The organism is Parvularcula sp. LCG005 (assembly GCF_032930845.1).
Taxonomy (GTDB): domain Bacteria; phylum Pseudomonadota; class Alphaproteobacteria; order Caulobacterales; family Parvularculaceae; genus Parvularcula.
Window position 1 is genome coordinate 922413 of record NZ_CP136758.1, and the last position, 19096, is coordinate 941508.

The window sequence follows — 19096 nt, forward strand, 5'->3', positions numbered from 1 at the left end:
GGAGATATCCGCGCGGGCTTTGCTTCGTTCGGACGTTGTAAACCACCTTGGCGAGTCGCCAACCCTTTGCCATAGTCGGGAAGAGGGAGGCGATGGGTATGATTCGGATTTGGCTATGGAGTGGGCTGCTGCTCGCGGGGTTATCGGCCTGCACGACGGTGCCGGAGAGCCAGATCTGGGCCTATGACAGCTGCGACCAGCGCGCTGCCGCCTGTCTTGCCAGCTGCGACTATGCCAGCGATGCACAGCAGAATGCCTGTTACTCCCAGTGTGAGCGGACAGCTGACATCTGTTTCGTCAGTGTCACCCGGGACGGACAGTCCCGCTACGGCACGGTGCTGCCCCCGGGGTTCGTTTTCTTTGGTCGTGTGGGATACTGGACCGAACTCGATGGGCTGGTGATTGGCTATCATGGCCAGCCGCTGACGATCTATCAGTATCGTTATCCTTCTCGTCCGAACTACACCTATGATGACCCCTATGACTGCTATGGCATTCGTCAGGCGCCGCGCTGCTATGACCGGTACGATCGGGACCGCGACCGCCGCAATGGTGGCCGCAATCGTGACCGGGACCGGGACGACCGCGATCGCGACAGAGATCGGCCCAAGCCAAAGCCGCCGGTATTCAAGCCATCAGACCCCGGTCCAACGAATCCGCCGCCTCGTCCGATACGGCCGCAAAAGCCAACGACGCCTGACAGCCCGGTGATTCGCCCCGGCGGTGGTCGCGGAAAGCCCATTCCGGTGCAGCCCCCAGCCGCGCCCAAGCCGACACCGGCAAAACCTCAACCCCGGCCCGCCCCAAAGCCGGCGCCCGTGAAACCCCAGCCGCGGCCGGAACCCAAGCCTGCGCCGGCCAAGCCACTGCCGGTTCCGAAAAAGCCGACGCCTGCGCGACCGACAGAGCCCCCGCTGGATGATCGCGACCGGGGGGAGGAAGCCTCGGTCGAAGCGCAAGATGTGCTCAATTCCGGCGACTGAACCACATTTTCACCTCAACGAGCAGGCCGGGGCCTTCCCCCCGGTCACAGCTTCGGCCATACGCTCCGTCATAACCCGACAGAATTTGACTGAAGAGGCATAGCCATGACCGCCATTATCGACATCAACGCGCGCGAAATTCTCGACAGCCGGGGCAACCCAACCGTCGAAGTCGACGTCTTCACAGAAGACGGATCAATGGGCCGTGCCGCTGTGCCGTCCGGTGCTTCGACAGGCATGCACGAAGCGCATGAGCGCCGCGATGGTGGCGAGCGTTATGGCGGCAAGGGCGTTCGCGATGCCGTAGATGCGGTGAACACGAAGATCTTCGAAGCCCTGGTCGGCATTGATGTCGAAGAGCAGGCTTTCATCGACGAAGCCATGATCGATCTTGACGGCTCCGCCAATAAGAAAAATCTCGGTGCAAACGCTATCCTGGGCGTGTCTCTCGCCGTCGCCAAGGCGGCTGCCCAGACGACTGGCCAGTCCCTGTTCCGCTATGTCGGTGGTCCATCGGCCCGTGTCCTGCCCGCGCCAATGATGAACATCGTCAATGGCGGTGCGCATGCGGACAATCCGATCGACATCCAGGAATTCATGATCATGCCGCTCGGCGCGGAGAATTTCCGCGATGCCCTGCGCATGGGGGTTGAGACCTTCCACGCCCTCAAGAAAGAACTGGCCGCCGCGGGCCACAATACGAATGTGGGAGACGAGGGCGGTTTTGCCCCATCGCTGCGCTCCACGACCGAAGCGCTCGATTTCATCATGAAGGCCATTGAGAAGGCGGGTTACACGCCGGGCGAAGACATGTTCCTCGCGCTCGACGTGGCGTCCACCGAATTCTTCAAGGACGGCAAATATCACCTCGCCGGTGAGGGCAAGACTCTCGATAGCAATGGCATGGTCGACTACCTTGCAGGCTTCGCCAAACAGTACCCGATCATTTCGATCGAAGACGGCATGGCGGAAGATGACTGGGAGGGTTGGACAGCCCTGACCAAATCAATCGGCTCATCTTGTCAGTTGGTCGGCGATGACCTCTTCGTGACCAATGAAAAACGCCTGCGTGACGGTATTGCTCAAGGCGCAGCCAACTCGATCCTTGTGAAGGTCAACCAGATCGGCACCCTGACCGAGACGTTGGCAGCTGTGGATACAGCGCACCGCGCCGGCTACACCGCCGTCATGTCCCACCGTTCCGGTGAGACGGAAGACAGCACCATTGCCGACCTGGCTGTCGCCACCAATTGCGGCCAGATCAAAACCGGTTCCCTCGCGCGGTCTGACCGGACAGCCAAATACAACCAGCTGCTGCGCATTGAGGAAGAGCTGGGGCCCGTGGCCAAGTTCTCCGGCAAGGCGATCCTCAAATAAGATCGACTACGAATCATTTCGTCTTTATCGCGCCCTCTGTTCCATAATGGAACAGGGGGCTTTTTGTTAACCGAGGTAAACGGAGAAATATTCAAAAAGCGCAAATTCGGGGGGATTGATTCACGCCTCCGTAACCATCTCTGCTGCATCACGGCAGAGGTGAGATAACGGGCTTTGTGATGACGGGTTTTCTGAAACAAGTGGCGGATGCAGTGCTGCCGGCCATCTGCGTGGTGGGTATCGGCTATAACGGCCTTCTCTATCTGAACGCTCCAGAGGGTGTACGGATGAACAACCTTCTGCAGGACCGTATCGCTGACAGCCGTGCAGAACTGGCCGCGCTGGAAGCGGAGCGCCAGCGTCTGTCCGATCACGCGGATCGCCTCCTGACTGCATCGCTTGACGAAGACCTGCTGGAAGAGCGTGTCCGCTCCGTCCTCGGTCTGGTGCGCCCTAACGAATACATGGTGCGGATGGAGGACCTCGACCGTCTGGCCGCTGCGCCAGCGGACATGCCAGCGCCGCTGCTGAACGAGGACGCCCCGGTCACACTGGCGGCGCTCGCCTCTTTGGATACCGCGCGATAGAACCCTTCCCAGCAGCGCAAATACCCAGCGCGACCGGGAGGGACCATGACCATCGAAATTGAAACGTCGCGCCTGATACTTCGGCCCCTCGCGCCATCGGATGTCGAGGCGCATATGTCGATGATGGCCGAGCCCGAGGTGGCGGCTTTTCTCAGCTTCTCCAAAACCCCCGAAGACCGCATGTCGCGGTGGCGTCAGTTCGCGTCCTATCTGGGCCACTGGCAGATCCGCGGCTATGGATTTTTCTCCGTGTTCGAAAAATCAACGGGCGACTGGGTCGGTCGCGCCGGGCCGTGGCAACCGGAAACCTGGCCGGGTCTTGAATGCGGCTGGGGCCTGTCGAGCCGGTATTGGGGCCGCGGTTACATGCCGGAGGCGGCGATCGCCGCGATCCACTGGACCTTCCTTCGGTTTCCCGACCTGCCACGCATCATCTCCATGATCGATCCTGACAACAGGAACAGCCAGGCCGTCGCGGCGAAAGTGGGCGAGCGTCTGACCGATGAGCGCTTCCAGCTGTTCGACTACTCACTCCAGATCTGGGCGGCAGACCGGGAGGAGTGGATGGGACGGTTCGCGTCGACGGCAGGCTGACCTTGCGCCGGCGCTTGCACGCTCCATATCCCGGGAAAGCGAGATGCCGCGAGGATCAAAATATGTCCAAATACTCTGATATGGCGTTCGAGGTCGAGAAAAGCGGCAGTCGTGGCCGCATTGTCGGCCGGGACGCCGTGGGCAACGAGGCTGAACTGACGTTTTCCCTCAGCGGCGAGGACCGTATCGTCGCTGATCATACAGGCGTGCCCAAACAACTCTCTGGCAAAGGCGTAGGGTCCCAGCTGATCGAACATCTGGTCAGCTTTGCACGGGAGACCGACCGGAAGATCGTGCCCGTCTGCTCCTTTGTTCAGGCCAAGATGGTCCGCTCTGAGGAGTGGCGCCCCCTGATCGCCAGCTAGCGCGCCAGATAGGACGACAGCGGAGCCTGTTGCTGTCCGCCGTCGTCAATCTCATCAAGCCATCGCCGATAGCCTTCACCTAAGGCTGGCCAGTCTGAATCGATGATGGAGAACCAGTCGGTGTCCCTGTTGCGGCCCTTCAGCACCATGTCCTGCCGGAACGTGCCCTCGAACTGAAAACCGAAACGCAAGGCCGCCTGCCGTGAGGCGCTGTTGGTGCGGTCGCATTTCCATTCGAGCCGACGGTACCGATCGACCTCGAAGAGATGCCGGATCATCAGCATGATGGCTTCGCTCGATGCCGCCGTCCGCTGCGCGGTCGGTGAAAAGACGATTGCGCCGATCTCCGCCGATCCAACCTCTGGCCGCAGGCGCATATAGCTGCTCATCCCGATCGGCGTCTGTCCGCCCAATGGAAAGATGACATGGGTGATCCAGTGAGTGAGGGACTGCCCCTGTTTCGCGTCGAGCAGATCCGCCATCTCGGTCGTGCTGCCAAATGGACCCGAGGGCATATAATGCCAAAGACTGTCGATCCGGCCCACAGCGTCAAACAGCGCATCGGCATGTTTGTCCCGATCATAGGGCTCAAGCCGGACGAAACGTCCCTCAGCCTTTGACAGGCTGGGCAGTGACCATGGCCCTGCAAACCTCATACGTGCCTCCCAATTCGCCGTCTTCCGATACGGATTGTCGCGGCCTGACGCGAGTCCGAAGCGCTCAATTGGTCGCAATCTGGGCCATGACAAACCCGTCGCGAGGGCTTATGTGCGAGGGCATGGTCACTCTCATCGACAATAAAGCCCTGCGGCACCCCGAGAAACAGAAACGCCCGGATAGTCCGATACAGCGAAAGCCGGACTGGATTCGTGTGCGGGCGCCCAATACGGCTGGCTATGCAGAAACGCGCGAGATCGTGAAGTCCAAGGGGCTCGTGACCGTGTGCGAAGAAGCCGCCTGTCCGAATATCGGGGAATGCTGGGATCAGAAGCACGCCACGATGATGATCTTGGGCGATACGTGCACGCGCGCCTGCGCGTTCTGTAACGTCAAGACCGGCATGCCGGGTCCCGTCGATCCGCAGGAGGCCGAGAATGTCGGCCGGGCCGCGTTGGAGATGGGCCTGAAACATATCGTCATAACGTCGGTCGACCGCGATGACCTGGACGATGGCGGCGCGCAGCATTTCGTTGACGTGATCAACTCGATTCGCCGGCAGTCGCCCGGCACGACGGTGGAAATCCTCACGCCGGACTTTTTGAGAAAAACCGGCGCGGCAGAGATCGTGATCGATGCCAAGCCCGACGTGTTCAACCACAATCTTGAAACCGTTCCGCGGCTTTATCTGTCGGTGCGTCCGGGTGCCCGATATTTCCACTCTCTGCGGCTCCTTGAGCGCGTGAAGGAGCGGGATCCGACAATGTTCACAAAGTCTGGCATCATGGTCGGTCTTGGTGAGACCCGTGAAGAAGTCATGCAGGTCATGGACGACATGCGGTCCGCCGGCATCGATTTCATCACCATCGGCCAGTATCTTCAGCCTACGAAGAAACACGCTGCGATTGATCGTTTTGTCACGCCCGATGAATTCAAGAGCTATGAATCGATTGCACGCGCCAAAGGCTTCCTCATGGTGTCGGCATCGCCGCTGACGCGCTCATCGCACCATGCCGGTGACGATTTTGCACGGCTCAAGGCCGCCCGCGAGGGCCGCCGCTAGGGCCTTCAGGTTTCGGGCGGCGTCGACCACCCCATCGGGCGATGGCGCAGGTGCCAGACCCCGGCGGCGGAAATGATGGCCCATACCACGCTCATGCCCACGGCGGGATCATTGTGATGCGCCAGATAGATTGGCAGCAGCATGATCGGCGCAGCCGTGTTCATGACCAGATAGAGCTTGCGCCTGATGACCTTGCTCGCGAATAGGGCGTATCCGGCGCAGTAGAGAAGCGCGCCGTCCCAGCCGAGGATCGAGCGGCCCCAGTCGGGTGATGTTGGCCAGATGGCGGCGGCGGCCAGCGCCATTAGGCCAACGATGGCGACGAGCGGCGTTCTCACCACGCGAAGCGGGCCGGTCGGTGTGATGCCCATCAGCATCAGCGCACTGACGATAAACCAGAAGACATTGATGCTGACCGACTGCCATGAATAGAGCAAGGCAGAACTGATCGTGTACCCCAAAGCCCCGAACAGGTTCATCGTGTAATAGATGGTTCGGTTCGCGTCACGGACCCACGTGATATAGGCCTGCGCAAGAATGTAGAGGGCAAAACCCGCCCAACCCAATAGATCAGCAGTCATTCGGAAATTTCGATGTGGATGTTCTTGACAAGGAGCTCTTTGCCGACATGCGGCCCGTTGAGCACGAGAATTGACGATCGCTCGACCATGGCGGCATAGAGCCGGTCGGAGTTGGAGACAGAACGAATTCGCGGACTCCATTCCAGCACAATGACGCGCGTCCCGGCCGGGATGGCGTAGTATGAACCGGGCTCACGCCGGTCTTCGCCAACGACGATCGGGAATCCTTCGGAGGTGACAACCCGCGCAATATCGACGCCATCACTGGCAAAGCGCGCCGTCACCGCGTCATGAGGCGTCAGGACCCCCGCATCAATCAGTTCCCGGTGACTGGTGTTGAAGGCTTTGATGAAGTCGCGTCCGCGGTCGTTGCGAGGCGCGACAAGGTGCAGCGCAAAACGGTCGACCAGTCCGTCGACGGGCCGGATCAGGCGTTGCTGGTCGGGAAAATCGGCATCAAGGGTCGCAACCACCACCGTATCGGGCAGGGGGAGGATGTCGATCTCGCCCTTCAGCAGGGCGGCGATACTCTCATCATCTGAGGCGTATTCCGTGACGTTCCCGGCGGTGCGGGCCTCGTCCAGAATGCCGTCAATCTGTTCGCCATAGCTGTAGCCTGACGTCCGGCCCAGCCGCAAATCGCTCAGCTCACTGACATCCACCTCAGCAGGGGCGAAACGCGCATTGTAATAAAAACGGGACTCGACGGTGAACAACGGGGCCGAGAATATGAAGTTCTTCTCGCGCTCTTCGGTTCGGCGCCAGGGGAAAGATACCGCCAGATCGCTTTTTCCCGTCTGGTAAAGCCCGTAATTGAAATCGAGATAGACGAAGGACGGTGACCGTTCCATGTTCAACAGGGTCAACCGCACAATCTCCATTGCAGCGCCGTCAGGACTGCCGGATGGGAGAATATAGGGCCGGTAAACGTCCGTATAAACCGTCAGCGGATTGTCATCCTGTGCCATGGCGGGCGTACCGAACCCCATGGCAAGGATGATCAGGATCCTAGCGGCGCAATTTCCAATAGACATAGAGAAGTACCAGGATGAAAACGGACGAGAAGCCCATGAGAAGAAGCATATCCGTGTCGACGGACGCGATAAAGGCCATGACGGAAGAGGTGCTGGCATCGGTATATTCCAATGCCGGCCTCGACATCATCTCACGGCTGTACTCCGAGAAATAGAGCGACACCTCGACGACGGTGAGCATCGCGATGCCAACGAGAATAAGATCCGTGTAGAACGAGCTCTTTTCCGTCCGCCTGGTGTTGATCTCATCGATGCGGCGTGAGGTCATGTCAACGATGCGGTTACCATTTTCGATCAGCTTGCTGAAATCCCATGCCTCCATCAGCCCGTCGAACCGCCGTCGATTGCTGCGACTGAGCAGCCCGAGCTGCCGGTCGTGGAGGATCTGCAGCATTTGCATGTGGGCGCGGGAGCGGATCAGCATGGCTTCTATGCCGCGTACGCCCTTTGTGACTGTCGCTTTGGAGAGAACCTTGAACGCTTCATCGCTCAGCCGGTCCTGGGCGGCGTAGAACATCTGCGCTGTGCGGGTCGTTGAGAAGAGAGGGCGCAATTTCTCCATATCATCGCCAATGACGATATAGTTCAGCCACGTCATGGAATGGTCGATATCGCCGCTTTTCAGCAGTTCTACGTCCTCCGGGCTGGATGTATTGGTCAGCCAGTCCGCATAGAATTGCTCATAATCAGGACGATTTCGGTCCGCCTCTGAAACAACGACGGCGCGTGCGACCCAGCGGATCGATTCAGCACTCACCGCGGGCGGGCTGGATAGCGGCTCCACAAAATCGGCTTTGATGGCCCGGTGAATTTTCTTCAGGATCGAATTCAACTCGGCAGAATGGCGGTCAAAAGCCTGTCGGGTCAGGGCCTGGGTGTCGGCCTCCAGCGCGTCCGCATCGAAATTGTCAGCGATCGTGAAATCGAGCCGAACGACGCTGGCGCCATAGGGGTAGATATGAAATGCCGCCTGTGGCTCCCCCTCAACGGGCGTGGGGCGCCAGACAAACAGCCGCAGATCATAATCGTCGGCCTCAACGCTGTCGAAATCCCGTTTGACCCGGCGGTTCGGTACCTCGAACGTGCCACTGTCGGCGGGCAGGGACGCCAGAATTTGCGGGTATTCATCCGACCTTGGGTCAATGCCGGGCGCAAACTGCAGCAGCGACAGAAACGGTCCAATCGTCACAATGCGCAAAGGGGGCCCCTCCCGGTGTTCCTCAAGGGAACCTAACAAGATGCGCAAGGGGGAGGCCACCCCTGCGCCCAAAAAGATGAAACGCGTCCTAGCTGGTCGCGCGTTTAGGTGTCGCCATCTGGCGCACTTCTTCGGCCCAGTCGTCCGAAGTGTCCTCGGTTTCCGCGTCGTCCGGCACGGTCACCGGCATGCGATTCCAGGCATCGAGAGCGGCAATCTTGTAGGCCTCTGCAAGCGTCGGATAATTGAAGGTGTTCTCGACGAAATAGTCGAGCGTGCCGCCAAGATTGAGCACCGCCTGACCAATATGCACAAGCTCGGTCGCGCCTTCGCCCAGGATATGACAGCCAAGCAGCTTTCGGGTCTTAAGGCTGAACAGCAGTTTCAGCATCCCGTTGGACAGGCCCATAATATGCCCGCGCGAGGTTTCCCGGAAACGGGCGACGCCCACCTCATAGGGAATTTTGCGGGTCCGCAATTCCTGCTCGGACAGGCCCACCGTCGAAATCTCAGGCACGGAATAAATGCCGTAGGGGAAGTATTTCGGCGGCTTGTGCGCTTTGGCGCCGAAGGCGTGGCAGGCGGCGATCCGGCCCTGTTCCATCGAGGTCGAGGCGAGGCTGGGGAAGCCGATGACATCGCCTGCGGCATAGATATGCGGCTGTGATGTCTGGAACGTATCCGGATCAACGGTCAGCCGTCCACGGTGATCGAAGTCGAGACCCGCCTTGTCGAGGCCCATGGAGGAGGTGGCACCCATACGGCCTGCCGCGAACAGAATGACATTCGAGCGCACCTGACGGCCGCCTTCAAGTTCGATGATGCACTGGCCGGGCGCCGGGCGGGTGATCCGCTCAACCTTCGTTCCGAAGCGTAAGGCAACGCCTCTGTCCCGCAAATCATGCATGAAGTCCGTCACCAGTTCGGTGTCGATAAAGTCGAGCATGGTGTCGCGCGGCTCAATCAGGGTGACGTGTACGTCGAGGGCGGAGAATATGGAGGCGTATTCGACGCCGATCACTCCGGCGCCAATCACGGCAATTGAACGGGGCAGGTCCTGAAGATCGAGGATCTCATTGCTGTCGAGCACGCAATGGCCATCAAACGGGACATAGTCGGGGCGAAACGGCACCGTGCCCACAGCAATCAGGAATTTGTCCGCACTGTGCTGATGGGATGCACCATCGTCGCCCTCGATCACGATCTCGGTCGGGGAGACAAAGTGGGCGGTCCCGTGGTCTGTCTGGACCTGGTTGCGGGCAAACTGATGCTCCAGCACCTCAACTTCGTGGTCGAGCGTCTTGTGCAGCCGCGCGCGCAGATCGTCGGCGGTAATGTCTTTTTTCACCCGATAGGACTGGCCGTAGAAGCCGCGCTCGCGCCAGCCCGTGAGGTTGAGGGCGGTCTCCCGCAGAGTCTTGGAGGGGATGGTGCCGGTATGGACGGACACGCCGCCAACCTTCCGTCCGCGTTCCACGACCAGCACGGTCTTGCCCAGTTTCGCGGCCTGCACGGCGGCTCGGCGGCCGGCAGGGCCACTGCCGATGACGATCAGATTGAAATGAGTCATTGCGGAACGCCCCGGTGGTACACATGTGCAGTTGCACTGAACTGTAGTGAATATTGGCTAATTTTGGATGAGCCCGTACGGCGAACTTGATGGTTCCGGGTAATGATCCATTAGGGCCTGTGAGGAGGAAGCGCAGATGCGACTGGCTGCACTGGGGATGAGTTTGCTTTTGGGGGCCTGCAGCAATGCAGCTGAGCCCGAGGTGGAACCGGCGCATGTGCCATCGGATAGCGCCTTCGTTGAGACTATTCGCGCCGCCGACGGGACGATGAGAACGACCAAAGGCGGGGAGGGGCGCGCTGACGCCCTCTACCAGATCGGGTCGATCTCAAAATATGTCTGTACACTGGCAATCCTTGACCTGCAGGCGGAAGGCCGCGTCTCACTCGATGCGACGTTGGCCGAGGTGCTGCCCGCCTACGAGGGTGTGGCGGCAGACAGGATCACGGTGCGTGACGTGCTCGCCAACCGGTCGGGCCTTGTCGACGGCGTGATGATGGCCTTTCGCGCCGATCCGGCGACGGCAGACAAGCGGATGCCTGTCATGGACGCTGCCAACGTCTACGGCGCAGGGGACGTGACTTTCGAGCCGGGCGCTGAATTTGACTACATGATCACCAACTGGATCCTGGCTCAGGCGATCATAGAAACGGTGACCGGCCAGCCCGTGGAAGCGGTCTTGCAGGAGCGCGTCTTCGGCCCCGCGGGCACGCGGACCGCGCGCAGTTTTGTCGGCAAGATCGACGCCGCAGACACGGTAGAGCCAGCCACGCCTGTGCCCGGGATGCCGGATTTTCTGACCTGTGCGGGCGGTATTGCAGCAACGTCTGCCGACCTCCTGCGCCTTGTGCGCTATCCCTATCACACGGAGCGGCTGGGGGAGGCGGAGCTTGGCGCACTGACCACGATCCTGACCGAAGATGAGGGCTATACGCTGGGCGGCCGCGTTCTGAGCGTGCCCTACGGCGACAGCAAACATCTGCTGGCCTGGCACACAGGCAGCAACGGCGCGTTCAAATCACGAACGGCTTATGATCCGGTGACTGATACGGGTATTGCGATCGTGACCAATGATGGTGATCTCGATTTGCTCTATGACCGGACCCGGGCGTGGATCGAAGAGAGTGGGGGGCGACTGGACCCCTGATCGTTGTCAGAATCCCTGCGAAGCGTTATCGTCTTTGACAAATAAAAACGTTTACAGGGAGTTCCCCATGAATCGCGTCCTCGCCACCATTCTGACCAGCACCATGCTATCCACGCCGGCCCTGGCCGCCGATGTGGATCTGACGTCTCCCGATGGCTCGATCGCGGTCAGCCTCGGTGAAGGCAAGGAGCTTACCCTCGAAGTCTCCGTGGACGGAACGGTTGTCCTGTCCCCCAGTCCCATCGGCATGACAATTGATGGCTCGGTCTATGGTCGAGATGTCACCTTGGGCACCGCCAAGCGTGACAGCGTGGATGAGACCCTGACGCCGGTGGTGCGGGAGAAGGCGGCGTCGGTCCGCAACCACTATAACGCGGTCACAGTGGAGATTGGTGAGGGCGTCGATCTCGAAGTGCGCGCCTATGACAATGGCGTGGCTTGGCGCTGGACCACCGAACTCGGTGGTGAGGTGACCGTCGGTGCGGAGCAGGTCGACCTGAAATTTGCTGGCGATTTCCCGCTGCATTTCCCGCGCGAAGATGGCTTCCTGTCGCATAATGAGCGCCTTTATGAGAAAACGACCCTGTCGCCGTTGAAGAAAGCCGATCTCGCCAGCCTCCCATTGCTGGTCCAGGCACCTACGGCGAACCTGTTACTGACCGAGACCGATCTGCGCGACTATGCCGGGATGTGGGTCAATGGCGGCCGTGGCAATATGCTGTCCGGGACATTCCCCAAGGCGGTGGCGAAGGAGCACATGGCCGACGACCGCAACCCGGTCATTGATGCCCACCACGACTATATCGCAAAAACCGATGGGACACGGACGTTCCCTTGGCGCATCCTCGGCGTCGCTCGACAGGACAAGGATCTTCTGACCAATCAGCTGGCCTGGCAACTGGCGCCCGCTTCAGAGATTGGTGATGCCTCATGGATCAAGCCCGGTCAGGTGGCCTGGGACTGGTGGAACATGAACAACATCTTCGGGGTGGATTTCCGCGCCGGGGTGAATACTGAAACGTACAAATACTTTATCGACTTCGCGTCCGAGAATGGCATTGAATATGTCATTCTGGATGAGGGTTGGTACGAACTGGGTGATATCATGAAGGTCAGCCCAGACGTCGATGTCCCGGCGCTGATGGCCTATGCCAAGGAAAAGGATGTGAAGATCGTCCTTTGGGCGATCTGGCACGCGCTGGACGAAAAGCTGGAAGAAGCGCTCGACCAGTTTGCAGAATGGGGTGCGGCGGGGATCAAGGTCGATTTCATGCAGCGTGATGACCAGTGGATGGTCGACTATTACTGGCGCGTCGCGAAGGCGGCGGCCGACAGGGAATTGCTTGTCGACTATCACGGCGCACACAAGCCCGCCGGTCTGCGCGGCGCCTATCCGAACGTCATTTCCTATGAAGGCGTCAAAGGCCTTGAGAACATGAAGTGGGATGAAAAGCCGGATCCGGATCACAATACGACTTTACCATTCATCCGCATGGTGGCTGGTCCGATGGACTACACGCCAGGCGCCATGACCAATGTGAAGGCCGAGGAATTCGCGCCCATGTTCTCGCGCCCGATGAGCATCGGCACGCGGGCGCATCAGGTGGCCCTCTATGTGATCTTTGAAAGCCCGCTGCAGATGCTGGCCGACAGCCCCTCCCACCTGCGGCAGGAACAGGAGACGGTCGATTTCATTACGGATATTCCCACGGTCTGGGATGAGACTGTCGCCTTGGACGGCAAGATCGGTGACTTTGTGACCATGGCACGGCGTTCCGGGGACGACTGGTTTGTCGGTGTGCTGACCGATGAGACCGCGCGCGAGATGGAGGTGACCTTCGACTTCATCGATCAGCCGATGCGAGCAACCGTGTTCAGGGACGGGATCAACGCGGATCGCTATGGTAACGACTATAAGGTTGAGACTGTGGAGGTGAGCCCGGGCGACACCCTGACCGTCTCATTGGCGCCGGGCGGCGGCTGGGCGGCGAAACTGTCGCCGATCGCCAATTGATGCCGAGGGCGGGGGCAGTGGCTAATTGGTCGCTGGCCCTTGCCAATGGCGCGCAATCCCTCAAATAACGCCCAATATGCGTAGTCATCACGAACGGACGATTGTCCCCTTTGAGCCCGGCGAGATGTTTGATCTCGTTGCGAATGTTGAAGACTATCCCCGGTTCATTCCGTGGGTGGAGGCCCTGCGCGTCCGCGAACGCGAAGGAACGCGGGAAGAGGGTGTGGTGACGGCCGATATGGTCGTCGGCTTCAAGATGTTCCGGGAATCCTTTCGGAGCCGGGTCACGCTCAACAAGCCAGACGGCACCATTGATGTCGACTATGTCCGCGGGCCGCTCAAGACCCTGATCAATCGTTGGCGATTTGAGCCCCATGCGGAAGGTTGCGTCATTGACTTCTGTATTGAGTTCGAATTTCGCAACATGCTGATGCAGACTCTAGCTAACCAGTTGATCGACAAGGCTTTTAAAAAGTTGTCTCAAGCTTTCGTTGAGGAGGCGCATCGGCAATATACGCCGAAACATATCGAAAAACGACAACATCCATCTTGAACCCGCCTCATTCGTGCCCATTTCCTAATGGTAAGTGGCGGTGGTCTTCACCGCCTGGGTTCTGAAGGAGGCCTATTGAAGTGGATGACGCTAAAGTATTCAACGGGAAAGACTTTTCTCACCAGCTGCGCCCAGCATGGACGCCGGTCAACATGGCACTGATGATCTTTTTCTTCGCCACGGGCCTTTGGGTTTTTGGCTTGGCCATGATCGCCTACATGCTCTACGGCCGCGAAATGGGCCTCGATTTCTCCAATTGGGGTAAGGCAAAACGGTCTGTGAACGGTGCGTTTGACAACGCCCGCAGCAGCGCGAAGAGCTGGGGAACCCAGTCGTCTTCGACCGGCAATGCTGCTTTTGACGATTGGCGCGAGGAAGAGATGGCGCGTCTTGACGAAGAGCGTCGCAAGCTTGATGAAGCGCGCCGCGACTTCGAAGAATATGTCCGCGAGCTGCGCAGAGCTCGTGACCGGGAAGAGTTTGATGCGTTCCGCAACAACTGGAATTCCCGCCAGAATGACGGCGAAAGCCCCGCCGTCTAACCATCCGGTCCTGCCCACCACCGGATGCACCTAGAGCCGCTTCGGACCCCTCCGGAGCGGCTTTTTCATGTCAGCAAGAAAGAGCAGAGAGGGCTCAAGGGCCCGAGCCAGCATCCGGGTCGACGGCGCCCGGCATCTGGCCAACACCGCCGATCAGCTGTTCGAGGAAGGTAAGTTCCTTGCCCCGTGTGCGCGTGACACGGTCCACCATATTGATGTTCTGGCCGTCGGCGAGGGTGTAATTCTCGACATTGGTAACCGTACCATCATCGTCGAAGTGGAACGCCACCACCTGCCGCGACATGGTCTCGGTCTGATAGAAGGCGCGTGTGTTGGTCGCAGCGGACGCGTAGTACCAGACATCGTCATAGAGCGCCGGGCGGAACGAGGGCTCACCAAACCGCGCGAGGACCGATTCGCGCGTATCGACACCCGCCATCGCCTCGAGTTCCGTCTCGCCACGCTCAATGACGTAACCGTGACGATCCCGTGTGGAAACACAGGCTGTAGCGCTAAGCGCAGCGAGGAGTAAGAGAGGGGTACGCATCGGCGAAATCTCCGTCGTAATGGGCCAAACGGGGCGAATTGACCTTTTGCCCCAAGCCGCCCTATCGGCCAATACCGGTGACACGCAATCGCCTCTGAGGCAAGTCACCTGACCAAAGGAATGGGATGGTTTTCAAGTTTTTAAGCGGGCTGCCCGGGCTGAAGGCCCTGACGGCGGATCCAGTTCGCACCAATACCACGCGCGCGTGGGAGCAGATTATCGATCATTCGCGCCTGCCGGAATTCTATAGCGAGCTGGGCGTTCCCGACACCGTTGAGGGGCGGTATGATCTGCTGACCCTGCATATGGTGCTCGTGCTTCGCCGTCTTGCCGATGAGCCCGATACCACCGGCAAGTTCGGTCAGACCCTCTTTAACATCATGTTCCGCAACATGGATTTCGCCATGCGGGAGCTCGGCGTTGGCGATCTGAAGGTCGGCAAGAAGGTGCGGGAACTGGCCGAAATGTTCTATGGCCGGGCAAAGGCCTATGAAACGCCGCTCCACGAGCAGGACGTGCCGGCCCTGACCGCCAAGCTGTCGCGCAATGTCTGGGGCGTGGCGGAGGCACCGCAGGCGCACGCGCTGGCTGATTTTGCACTGCGGGCGCAAGCGCATCTGGCGAAGCAGACCGTCCAGTCATTAATGCTTGGTGAGGTCCGCTTTCCCGACCCGATAGAAGAGCCTAAATGAGACCCCTATGAGTGAACCAACCGAAATGCCGTCTTTCTCACGCAGTCTGAAAGCCGACGATCTGGGGGCAGAGCCCTACAGTGTCGAACTGCACGCCGCAGAAGCTGACCTGGCTGGGATCGCCCAGTATCTGATGATCCCCGGTGTCGACGCGATGCGCGGCGAGGCTGACGTGACCCGGCGCGGTGACCTGATCACGGTTTCTGGGCGCGTTGAAGCCACGCTCGTCCGTGAATGTGTTGCGACCCTCGAGCCGATGGAGGAACTGATCGACGAGGATTTCGTCGCGACCTTCACGACCAGCGCACCGGACGCGGACGACCTGCGGGACGAGGTTGAGGCCGACCTTGACGCCCCTGAACCGCTCGAAAACGATCGCCTCGACATGGGGGCTGTTTTCCTTGAGCATGTCGTTCTTTCAATGGCCCCCCATCCACGCCGACAGAATGCAGAGCCTATTCCGGACCCCGGGGCTGGGGTACGAATTTCCGCGTTCGATGCCCTCAAGGCCCTCAAGACTGGCGACGACGACTGAACCCGTCCCGCCTCGATTTTCAAACGACTGGAGAGGAGTATTCTCCCTGATGACCAATTCCATGAAATGGGGCGCGAGCCTCGCCATCCTTGGCTTCGCGCTGAGCGCCTGTGCTGAGACGGACGAGACGAGCGCTTCTGCCACAGCACAGACTGCATCCGACACATCTGCCGCGCCATCGACTGCGGCGACCAATTCCTCAGAGGAGGACACCATGACACCAGCGATCCTAGCGCCTTACGATGGGCCCTATGGCGGCGTTCCCGCCTTTGACGAGGTGACGATCGACCAGTTCGAACCGGGCATCAAAAAGGCGATTGCCATGGCGCTCGAGGAGCTTGATGCCATTGCCAATAATGATGAGCCCGCCACCTTTGAAAACACCATTGTCGCCATGGAGCGGCAGGGCGCCGCACTGAACCGGGCCTCCACCTATTACGGCATCTGGTCCAGCAACCTGTCCTCGCCAGAATTTCAGGACATTGAAGAGCGCGTTGATCCTCTTTATGCGGAATACAGAAGCGCCCGCATCGAGAACGAGAAGCTGTTCGAGCGGATCGCCGCTGTCTGGAACGACAAGGCGACGCTTGAAACGCTGACCCCCGCGGAACAGCGGCTGACCTGGGACTATTACACCGATTTCGTCCGCTCAGGCGCAGCGCTCGACAAGGAAACGAAAGAGCGGATCGGCGATATCAATGAGGAGCTGTCCAAGCTCTACACCAAATTCAGCCAGAACCTTCTGCATGATGAAGAAGCCTACGTGACCTGGCTGACCGAAGACCAGCTGGGCGGTTTGCCGGACAGCGTCGTCGATGCGGCAGCAGCAACCGCAGCAGACAGAGGCCGCGCAGGTGAATATGCGATCGCCAATACGCGTTCATCCATGGAGCCCTTCCTGACCTATTCGGAAGACCGGAAGCTGCGGGAGCAGGTCTGGCGCACGTATTATGATCGCGGCGACAATGGCGACGCCTACGACAATAACGACATTATCCGGCAGATCCTCCGTCTGCGTCAGGAACGCTCCCGTCTGCAGGGGTATGAGAATTTTGCCGAGCGGGCGCTTGAGAAAAACGTGGCCAAAACACCTGAAAACGCCATGAATCTGATGATGTCGGTGTGGCCGGCGGCCATTGCGCGCGTGGACGAGGAAGTGGCCGACATGCAGGCCATTGCGGACACCAATGGTGACGACATCACGATCGAGCCATGGGACTATCGCTACTACTCCGAAAAAGTCCGCAAGGCGAAATACGACCTGGATGCCGACGAGGTCAAACAGTACCTGCAGCTTGAGAACCTCCGTGAGGGGATGTTCTGGATGGCGAAGGATCTGTACAATCTGGACTTCGAACAGGTTGATGACGTTCCCGTGTTCCACCCCGACGTTCGCGTCTGGAAGGTCACGCGCAATGGTGCGCTGCAGGGTCTTTGGTATTTCGATCCCTATGCCCGCGCGGGCAAACGCTCCGGCGCGTGGATGAACGACTATCGGGCGCAGCAGAAGCTTGATGGGGACATCAAGACGCTGGTGTCGAACAACTCGAATTTCGTGAAGGGCAAGCCGGGTGAGCCTGTGCTGATCTCGTGGGACGATGCCACGACCCTGTTCCACGAATTTGGTCACGCGCTGCACGGCCTGATGTCCGATGTGAAGTACCCCTCGCAATCGGGCACTTCGGTCCCTCGCGACTATGTGGAGTTTCCAAGCCAGGTGCATGAAAATTGGCTGGCGACGGATGAAATCCTCAGCCGCTTCGCCAAGCACGTGGATACAGGGGAGACAATTCCCGACGAACTGGTCGCCAAGATCAAGAATGCGGGGACGTTCAACCAGGGATTTGCGACCACGGAATATCTCGCCAGCGCACTGATCGATATGCGCCTGCACACGCTGGCTGATGCCTCCGACGTGGATCCCGATGCGTTTGAGCGTGAGACCCTCGCCAGCCTTGGCATGCCGTCCGAGCTGCCCATGCGTCACCGTACGCCGCAATTCGCGCACGTGTTCTCTGGCGAAGGCTATGCCGCAGGCTACTATGCCTATCTGTGGGCGGACACATTCGGTGCGGATGCCTGGGAAGCCTTCGAGGAAGCCGGCAGCCCGTTCGACGATGCGACGGCTCAACGCTTTATCGATCACGTCCTGTCGGTTGGCGACACCGTTGATCCCTCCGAAGGGTACAAGGCGTTCCGCGGCAAGGAACTCGATACCAAGGCGTTGATGCGCCAGCGCGGTTTCCCGACCGAGTAAGGGCAATCGTCTTTACAAAGAAAAAGGCGCCCCCCGGGGCGCCTTTTTTGTCGTCGAAAATGTGAGCTCAGGCAGTTTTAGCCCGACGGCGGCGGGCGAAGCCAGCTGCTGCAGCACCGGCCAGGAACAGAGGGGCGGCGGCTGGAAGAGGGACGGCACTCGCCTCACCAAAGTCGATATTGTCGAGGGTGAATTCGTAATCATACAGACCCGTGCCGTTTGAGCCCGTGGCCGCAAATTCAACGGACATCAGCGCGGACCAGGCGGCGCCGAAAACGACATTCACATAATTCGGGTCTGCGGCGGGCAGGTCAATCAACAGGCTGATCGTTGACATGTCAGCGAGTGTGCCAGTGATCGTGATGCCATCTGCCCAGCGGGCGGGTGACCTAACGAATGAACCGCCCAGATCTACGCTGTTCAAGGAAAACAAATCGCCGCTGGTCAGCGACATGATGACGTTCGCCCGATTGCCGGACCACATTTTCGTAGTACCCGCTTCGACGAATATGGCTTCATCTACAATGGCGAGGAAACCAAGAGAGTCTGATGTCCCTTGTGTGAAGGTTACATCGCCGACCATGAAACTGTCGCCCTCAGTGATGGCGACTTCGTCCTCGCCTTCAAAAGTAATCGTCGCGGCGTTCGCTACGCCAACTCCGATGAGTGCCGCCGAAGCCGCCGACAGGATTGTTTTAATAGCCACCGGTATTTACCCCCCACTATAGCTATCTACACGTTGTTAGTTTTGTTTCGGGGCTGCAACACAACTTTACGGTTTGGTTACCAAGGGCGCAACC

The 19096-nt window shown here is 59.5% G+C and carries 20 protein-coding genes; 13 read left to right on the forward strand and 7 right to left on the reverse strand.

Going from position 1 to position 19096, the window contains the following annotated elements; translation table 11 throughout:
* The first annotated feature begins 92 nt into the window (after positions 1 to 92).
* The 5 genes from RUI03_RS04265 (at position 93) to RUI03_RS04285 (ending at position 3906) form a co-directional block, all read left to right on the forward strand.
* Positions 93 to 983: a hypothetical protein gene (locus RUI03_RS04265; protein ID WP_317289045.1), complete on the forward strand. Its 891-nt coding sequence runs from the start codon at positions 93 to 95 to the stop codon at positions 981 to 983.
* Between the two features lie 105 nt (positions 984 to 1088).
* Positions 1089 to 2360, forward strand: a complete 1272-nt coding sequence (gene eno / locus RUI03_RS04270; RefSeq protein WP_317289046.1) for a phosphopyruvate hydratase — start codon at positions 1089 to 1091, stop codon at positions 2358 to 2360.
* Positions 2361 to 2539: 179 nt separating this feature from the next.
* On the forward strand, positions 2540 to 2947 hold the full coding sequence (locus RUI03_RS04275; protein WP_317289047.1) for an FtsB family cell division protein: 408 nt from the start codon (positions 2540 to 2542) through the stop codon (positions 2945 to 2947).
* A gap of 45 nt (positions 2948 to 2992) precedes the next feature.
* The gene (locus RUI03_RS04280; RefSeq protein ID WP_317289048.1) at positions 2993 to 3541 is read left to right on the forward strand and encodes a GNAT family N-acetyltransferase; all 549 of its coding nucleotides are present in this window, start codon (positions 2993 to 2995) and stop codon (positions 3539 to 3541) included.
* A 62-nt stretch (positions 3542 to 3603) separates the two neighbouring features.
* Positions 3604 to 3906 (forward strand): GNAT family N-acetyltransferase, encoded by a 303-nt coding sequence (locus RUI03_RS04285; protein WP_317289049.1) that lies wholly within the window; start codon positions 3604 to 3606, stop codon positions 3904 to 3906.
* Here RUI03_RS04285 and RUI03_RS04290 read toward each other — a convergent pair.
* Complete coding sequence (locus RUI03_RS04290; RefSeq protein ID WP_317289050.1) at positions 3903 to 4562, reverse strand: GNAT family protein; 660 nt, start codon at positions 4560 to 4562, stop codon at positions 3903 to 3905. The two genes, RUI03_RS04285 and RUI03_RS04290, sit on opposite strands and share 4 nt — an antisense overlap.
* Positions 4563 to 4684: 122 nt before the next feature.
* On the opposite strand from RUI03_RS04290, the gene lipA reads away from it, so the two are divergent.
* Complete coding sequence (gene lipA, locus RUI03_RS04295; RefSeq protein ID WP_317289051.1) at positions 4685 to 5626, forward strand: lipoyl synthase; 942 nt, start codon at positions 4685 to 4687, stop codon at positions 5624 to 5626.
* Between the two features lie 5 nt (positions 5627 to 5631).
* Here lipA and RUI03_RS04300 read toward each other — a convergent pair whose 3' ends face one another.
* The 4 genes from RUI03_RS04300 to sthA form a co-directional block, all read right to left on the reverse strand.
* On the reverse strand, positions 5632 to 6207 hold the full coding sequence (locus RUI03_RS04300; protein WP_317289052.1) for a CBU_0592 family membrane protein: 576 nt from the start codon (positions 6205 to 6207) through the stop codon (positions 5632 to 5634).
* Positions 6204 to 7241: a transporter substrate-binding domain-containing protein gene (locus RUI03_RS04305; RefSeq protein ID WP_317289053.1), complete on the reverse strand. Its 1038-nt coding sequence runs from the start codon at positions 7239 to 7241 to the stop codon at positions 6204 to 6206. The genes RUI03_RS04300 and RUI03_RS04305 overlap by 4 nt, the downstream gene beginning before the upstream one ends.
* A complete protein-coding gene (locus RUI03_RS04310) occupies positions 7216 to 8439 on the reverse strand; it encodes a hypothetical protein (protein WP_317289054.1) in 1224 nt (407 codons plus the stop codon). The genes RUI03_RS04305 and RUI03_RS04310 overlap by 26 nt, the downstream gene beginning before the upstream one ends.
* Positions 8440 to 8527: 88 nt before the next feature.
* Positions 8528 to 10009 (reverse strand): Si-specific NAD(P)(+) transhydrogenase, encoded by a 1482-nt coding sequence (gene sthA / locus RUI03_RS04315; RefSeq protein WP_317289055.1) that lies wholly within the window; start codon positions 10007 to 10009, stop codon positions 8528 to 8530.
* Positions 10010 to 10145: 136 nt separating this feature from the next.
* Between sthA and RUI03_RS04320 the strand changes: the two genes are divergently transcribed.
* The 4 genes from RUI03_RS04320 (at position 10146) to RUI03_RS04335 (ending at position 14265) form a co-directional block, all read left to right on the forward strand.
* Positions 10146 to 11156 carry a serine hydrolase domain-containing protein gene (locus tag RUI03_RS04320; protein ID WP_317289056.1) on the forward strand — a complete coding sequence of 337 codons (1011 nt, stop codon included), beginning with the start codon at positions 10146 to 10148 and terminating at the stop codon, positions 11154 to 11156.
* A gap of 67 nt (positions 11157 to 11223) precedes the next feature.
* Positions 11224 to 13170: a glycoside hydrolase family 97 protein gene (locus tag RUI03_RS04325; protein ID WP_317289057.1), complete on the forward strand. Its 1947-nt coding sequence runs from the start codon at positions 11224 to 11226 to the stop codon at positions 13168 to 13170.
* A 76-nt stretch (positions 13171 to 13246) separates the two neighbouring features.
* Entirely contained in the window at positions 13247 to 13723 is a 477-nt protein-coding gene (locus RUI03_RS04330) for a type II toxin-antitoxin system RatA family toxin (protein WP_317289633.1), read from the forward strand.
* 80 nt (positions 13724 to 13803) lie between these two features.
* Positions 13804 to 14265, forward strand: coding sequence for a DUF2852 domain-containing protein (locus tag RUI03_RS04335; RefSeq protein ID WP_317289058.1), 462 nt, complete (start codon positions 13804 to 13806; stop codon positions 14263 to 14265).
* A gap of 94 nt (positions 14266 to 14359) precedes the next feature.
* Here the strand turns inward: RUI03_RS04335 and RUI03_RS04340 are convergent, their stop codons facing one another.
* Positions 14360 to 14812 carry an outer membrane protein assembly factor BamE gene (locus RUI03_RS04340; protein ID WP_317289059.1) on the reverse strand — a complete coding sequence of 151 codons (453 nt, stop codon included), beginning with the start codon at positions 14810 to 14812 and terminating at the stop codon, positions 14360 to 14362.
* Positions 14813 to 14937: 125 nt separating this feature from the next.
* Between RUI03_RS04340 and RUI03_RS04345 the strand changes: the two genes are divergently transcribed.
* From RUI03_RS04345 to RUI03_RS04355, 3 genes are read left to right on the forward strand one after another with little or no spacing between them, the layout of a single operon-like run.
* Positions 14938 to 15504, forward strand: a complete 567-nt coding sequence (locus tag RUI03_RS04345) for a ubiquinol-cytochrome C chaperone family protein (protein ID WP_317289060.1) — start codon at positions 14938 to 14940, stop codon at positions 15502 to 15504.
* A 7-nt stretch (positions 15505 to 15511) separates the two neighbouring features.
* A complete protein-coding gene (locus tag RUI03_RS04350) occupies positions 15512 to 16039 on the forward strand; it encodes a DUF177 domain-containing protein (protein WP_317289061.1) in 528 nt (175 codons plus the stop codon).
* A 49-nt stretch (positions 16040 to 16088) separates the two neighbouring features.
* A complete protein-coding gene (locus tag RUI03_RS04355) occupies positions 16089 to 18296 on the forward strand; it encodes a M3 family metallopeptidase (RefSeq protein WP_317289062.1) in 2208 nt (735 codons plus the stop codon).
* 67 nt (positions 18297 to 18363) lie between these two features.
* On the opposite strand, the gene RUI03_RS04360 is transcribed toward RUI03_RS04355, so the two are convergent.
* A complete protein-coding gene (locus RUI03_RS04360) occupies positions 18364 to 19002 on the reverse strand; it encodes a hypothetical protein (RefSeq protein WP_317289063.1) in 639 nt (212 codons plus the stop codon).
* Between the last annotated feature and the right edge of the window lie 94 nt (positions 19003 to 19096).